Raw genomic sequence first — 4394 nt, forward strand, 5'->3', positions numbered from 1 at the left:
CCATTTTATTTGAATTTTGAAACTGCCCCTAAACTAACAACGATTACAAGGGCTGAAAACAGTCAAATCTTTTAAAGTACCTGAGTAGTTACGAACTTGAGAAGATGACCATTATAGAAATTCCTAAAAGATCACTTTACAAGCAATTAAAAGCCCCTGTAGGTTAGGGAGGGCACTAAAAAAGTCAGTTTAATTAAATTACAAAAATGGGGTAGTTCATAAATCGTGAACTACCCCATTTTCTTTGACTTGTATGAAGTTTTTTTAACCCAGATTTCGTATAGTCGATTCTAAAAGCCTGAATTACAATTATTACATAACTTTTTTTTATATCGTTTATTTTCAAGGTACTTTTTCAGTGCCCTCAGGTTAGGACAAGGGCTTTTAAAATTCCAACAACAACAATTGTTTTATTTTGCGCTGTTTTTGTTTTACTGTGATTTCTTTGGGAGCTACGCCCGCCAATACTCTTAACTGCTGCATTGCATTACCCACACTTGGCCAGCCGCCTTATAGTTAAAATTATAGAACTACTTGCATCCGTATTACTGATGCAAGTAGTTCGACTAAAGCAAATTTTAGAAGTTGTGGTTCATTTCCAAGAAAAATTTGTAATTCGTCAAAATCCCACTTTCTTTCTATCGTACCAGAAGTTTTTGAAGTTTCTTTTTCAAAATCAAAATACCCAAATCCATTCGAATCTTCTCCAAACAGATTTATCGTCCTATTTATAATTTAGGTTGATAAGAAACTTTTGATCTCAGCAACATTAAATAGTGGATTTGGACTTTGCGCTTTCATCATTTTAAATTTTAAGGATTGAAAATTTGATTAATTAGCGCATGGTCAGCTGGGGACTGAGTATGCAAAAAATGCAAGCGGAATAAATGGACAGTAGGGAAGGCAAGTGGGTTTATGCCGAACAATTTTTGCAATCCGAAGGTCACTAGGTAACTTGGTGCAAGATTAATAGAATAGATAATTGAAAATAAACGGATTCACATCCGATGTAAATGAAATTGGAAAAACACTCAAACATATAATTAAGAGCTCAAAAAGCACTATTATCTTGACCTTAATGTTTTCCAAAATATTTGGGTGGAAATTGATAATTGTAATAAAACAAGAGAATAAAAAATGATAAATAAAACTTAGCAGATACTTTATGCCCGATAGGGCCGCCCGCTATTTTTAGCTATTCGGGCAACCCTTGGGGCTATAAGCAAATCCAATTATGCTTTAATGTATCGGTTTGAGAGCTTATTTCCATTAATAACCTCACTACCATATTTCGAGCGGATTTCATCTAAAGACTTCTTACCGCCCTTGTTAACCTTATATTCCCCTGTTCGGAAATACCACGCTAATTTTTTGGAAGCGAACAAAAACCCTGCTTCCTTTAAAATTGCTTTAACTGCAAAGGTATTTCCTGTTACCCAAATCCAATAGCCAACAAGTTCAATGAGAATCCCGTCCAAATGGATGATTTTTTCAATAGCCTGTCTATATTCTTCAGAAAAACGGATTTCGTTTTCCGCCTCCTCTTCCGAAAGATTACCGCCCTTGATCGCTTTTGCGGAAGCAAACGCATATTCTTTGTTTATTTCCTGCATGGTTGCAGTATCTCCGCCCAAATCAGGGTGAAACTCTTTAGCCAGTTTTTTATAGGTCGCCTTTACTTCGTCAACCGTTTTACTCTCGTTAAACCATTTCATAAGCTGCTTTTTAAAATCTCCGTTTCAATTACCTTGATATTTTGGGTATCGGATAGGCTACATTTTGTTTGCTCTTCTAGTTCCGCTACGGATTTTAGTAGCGGTAGATCGGTTTCGATTTCTATTCGAACCCTTATATACAAGTGATGTTTCATGTTTTGGAATGCTATAAAGGTTCTTAAATTCTGCTAATTGACTTTCGTAGGCATTGGGATTATCATCCTTGAATTTCTCGGCATAACCCTTGTAAAAAAGCTGGTCTAGATATTCTGCAAATACTTCTTCCATAAACTTAGATTTTAAAGCAATGCCCCCAAATCTTGCAAGGGGGCAATTACTTGGTTAAAGTGTTAGTGAAATTTGCCCCTCAACCTCTGTCAATTTATCCACGCAAAGCGTATTGATGTTTTTTGCGGTCTGGACGATGATAAAAGGGTTTTTGGTGGTAAATACCCTGCCCGTATCGTCTTTTATGGTCAGCGTACACCCTTGAAAATGGTTAAGGTTGGTTTCCTCGGCATCGTCCAACTGTGCCACCTCAAAAGCATCTAGGGTTTCTATCGTCTCCAATAATTTTTCCCTTTGGTTAGAAAGGCGGTGCAAGTCCTTGATTTTTCTAAGGGTCTGCTCTAAATTCGGAGCGGGTTTTTCCTGCTCAAAATTTGCCTTGATCTCTTTTTTGGTCGGCTCGTCCTTTTTGTCTTCCTGCGGTTTTGGAGTTTCAGCCTGTTTGCTTTGTACTTGCTCATTCACGTTTACAAAACCGCTTTTGTCCGCTTCTGGCTTTGTGGGTTCGGTTTGTTCCTCTGCCTTTTTTGATACGGTGTTAACTGGATTTCCTGCCACGAATTGCGGTTCTTTTTTGTCTGTTTTAACGGAGTTAGCTTGTTTAACCTGTCCGTTGTTTTTTTCTTTCGTTTCCATTTTTTTATGGGTTTTAAATTTGTACTCCCTGCTTACTACCCTTGGGCAGGAGCCTTTTCTGGCTTTTTGTTAAGCAACCTCACCTGATCAAGCAGAGATTACAGGCAAGGCTTTTGAGTAAAAAAATACGACCCGAAGCCTAGCGAGGTGTGGAGATTTTTTTTCCAAAACCCGAAGGGTTCAGCCTTGACTAAGTGATCACTGCGAATCAGATATTTGCCCCACAAACAGCCTAAAACCAGTTAACTAATCATAAGAAATCGAAATGTTTATTAATTAACTGGACAATCTAAAGGACTGATAATTAGTTTATTCAATTTGTTTACCTAGCTTTGATTATCCTATATAAACCTTATAACTAAATAATGTATCTCTCAAACATAAAACTTTGGAATTTCAGGAAATTTGGAATACCATCAGAAATATTACCAGACACAAAACCAAGTTTAGATTTAGATTTTAATTCCGGACTAAATGTTATTATTGGCGAAAACGATTCAGGGAAAACGGCCATAATCGATGCGATAAAACTTGTGCTTAAAACCCACAGTTATGATTATATCAAAGTAGATGATGATGATTTTTATGGAGAATGTTCAAGATTTAGAATTGAACTAACTTTTAGAGGTTTTGCATCGATGAGGCGATGCATTTTACCGAATGGCTTGCTTGGGATGGGGATGCTCCGAATATTACACCGTTTTTAGTTCTTAATTATGATGTTAAAAGGCAAGGAAAAAAAATTCTACCAGTAGATGTTAAAGCAGGATTAGATAGTGAAGGATATCAGCTAACTGCAGAAGCAAGAGATTATTTAAAGTCCACTTATTTGAAACCATTAAGGGACACAGAAAGTGAATTAGTGGCAAAAAGAAACTCAAGGCTTTCACAAATACTTTTAGGTGATGTTGCATTCAGAGGAAAAGAGAACAATCATGAATTATTAAAAATCTTTCAAGGTCTAAGTACAGAACTTAAAAAATATTTTAAAGGTGAATTTGAAGCCATTTCTACAGATGAGCATGGCATAGAGCAAAAAACCATCCCCCAGCATGGTAAAATAATTAAGGATAAAATAGATAGCCATATACAGAGTTTCTACGGAACATCATTTCAAAGCGGCTTTGATGCCACAGGAACTGATCTAAAATCAATATTAGAAAGGTTAACTCTTTCCTTGCTAAATGAGCCGAACCCTAGCCTTGGTTCTTTAAACAGGCTTTTTATGGCAGCGGAATTGCTTCATCTTAATAAGGATAATTGGACAGGCTTAAGATTGGGCCTCATTGAGGAGCTCGAAGCGCACCTCCATCCTCAAGCACAAATGCAAGTAATAGAAGCATTACAAAAACAACATACCATTCAGCTTATTCTAACATCTCATAGTCCTAACCTAGCTTCGAAGTTAGAGTTGAAGAATCTTATTATATGTAATTATGGGTTGGCTTTCCCAATGGGCGATAACTATACAAAATTAGACAAGAGTAACTATGTGTTCCTCAAAAAATTTCTAGATACTACTAAAGCTAATTTGTTCTTTGCTAAGGGAGTTATTTTGGTTGAAGGTTGGGCAGAGGAAATTTTAATACCAAGTATTGCAAAAAAAATCGGTATCAATCTTACGCAACAAGGTGTGTCAATTGTAAACATTGGTAGCCTAGTGTAGTCGGTAACTTATAATGCAGGATTTTTGGCAATTAGGAATGCAGAGTATTTGGCAACAATAGTGCAGAGAAAATGGCAACAATGATGCAG

The 4394-nt window shown here is 36.5% G+C and carries 5 protein-coding genes; 2 read left to right on the top strand and 3 right to left on the bottom strand.

Translation table 11 applies throughout. The features are described from left to right. Window positions 1-1232: 1232 nt before the first annotated feature. From AAKU52_RS17135 to AAKU52_RS17145, 3 genes are read right to left on the bottom strand one after another with little or no spacing between them, the layout of a single operon-like run. Window positions 1233-1715 (bottom strand): J domain-containing protein, encoded by a 483-nt coding sequence (locus AAKU52_RS17135; protein WP_354335814.1) that lies wholly within the window; start codon window positions 1713-1715, stop codon window positions 1233-1235. 57 nt (window positions 1716-1772) lie between these two features. Beyond that, the gene (locus AAKU52_RS17140) at window positions 1773-2003 is read right to left on the bottom strand and encodes a hypothetical protein (protein ID WP_354335816.1); all 231 of its coding nucleotides are present in this window, start codon (window positions 2001-2003) and stop codon (window positions 1773-1775) included. Window positions 2004-2057: 54 nt separating this feature from the next. Beyond that, window positions 2058-2639 (bottom strand): hypothetical protein, encoded by a 582-nt coding sequence (locus AAKU52_RS17145; RefSeq protein WP_354335818.1) that lies wholly within the window; start codon window positions 2637-2639, stop codon window positions 2058-2060. A gap of 365 nt (window positions 2640-3004) precedes the next feature. Between AAKU52_RS17145 and AAKU52_RS17150 the strand changes: the two genes are divergently transcribed. Further along, window positions 3005-3346, top strand: a complete 342-nt coding sequence (locus AAKU52_RS17150) for an AAA family ATPase (RefSeq protein WP_354335820.1) — start codon at window positions 3005-3007, stop codon at window positions 3344-3346. After that, a complete protein-coding gene (locus AAKU52_RS17155; protein WP_354335823.1) occupies window positions 3286-4305 on the top strand; it encodes an ATP-dependent nuclease in 1020 nt (339 codons plus the stop codon). The genes AAKU52_RS17150 and AAKU52_RS17155 overlap by 61 nt, the downstream gene beginning before the upstream one ends. The last annotated feature ends 89 nt before the right edge of the window (window positions 4306-4394 follow it).

This window comes from Pedobacter sp. CG_S7 (assembly GCF_040544395.1).
Taxonomy (GTDB): Bacteria; Bacteroidota; Bacteroidia; order Sphingobacteriales; family Sphingobacteriaceae; genus Pedobacter.

What these genes read in the sequence shown, in the direction of transcription:
- AAKU52_RS17135 (WP_354335814.1), bottom strand. Translation starts at nt 1,715, where the DNA reads ATGAAATGGTTTAACGAGAGTAAAACGGTTGACGAAGTAAAGGCGACC.
- AAKU52_RS17140 (WP_354335816.1), bottom strand. Translation starts at nt 2,003, where the DNA reads ATGGAAGAAGTATTTGCAGAATATCTAGACCAGCTTTTTTACAAGGGT.
- AAKU52_RS17145 (WP_354335818.1), bottom strand. Translation starts at nt 2,639, where the DNA reads ATGGAAACGAAAGAAAAAAACAACGGACAGGTTAAACAAGCTAACTCC.
- AAKU52_RS17150 (WP_354335820.1), top strand. Translation starts at nt 3,005, where the DNA reads ATGTATCTCTCAAACATAAAACTTTGGAATTTCAGGAAATTTGGAATA.
- AAKU52_RS17155 (WP_354335823.1), top strand. Translation starts at nt 3,286, where the DNA reads ATGCATTTTACCGAATGGCTTGCTTGGGATGGGGATGCTCCGAATATT.